We start from the raw sequence: 394 nt of genomic DNA, 5'->3' as shown, positions 1-394 counted from the left end.
CCGAAGGCGCCAGGGAGGAGGCCCATGACCCGGTCGCCAGGGACCAGGTCGTCCACCTCTGGTCCGGTTTCCAGGACCACGCCCGCGCCTTCGACGCCGATGGGTCCCGCGTTGGGGATCATGCCGAGGGCGTTGAGGACGTCGCGGAAGTTCAGACCGGCGGCGCGTACCGCGACCCGGACCTGCCCGTCGGCCAGTGGTTGGGAGGCCTCGGGGAACGAGATCAACGCGAGGTTGTCCAGAGACCCCTTGTCCGGGCATTCCAGCCGCCAGTGCGAGCCGTCGGTGGGCGGGGTGAGCAACTTGGCGTCGGCCGCGCGGGTGAGGTGGGGTGTGTGGGGGGTGCCGTGGCGGAGGGCGAGTTGGGGTTGGGTGGTGTGGAGGGTTTGGGTGA

1 protein-coding gene is annotated in these 394 nt (G+C 70.6%); it reads right to left on the bottom strand.

Annotated features, from left to right (window positions below):
* The coding region (locus tag AC5P1B_RS35885) for an alcohol dehydrogenase catalytic domain-containing protein (RefSeq protein ID WP_493892226.1) at nt 1-394 on the bottom strand (394 nt) is incomplete at both ends.

The sequence above is a fragment of the Streptomyces sp. A01 genome (assembly GCF_059026195.1).
Note: the sequence above shows the minus strand (reverse complement) of the source record. Positions and strands in the feature narration are given on the sequence as shown.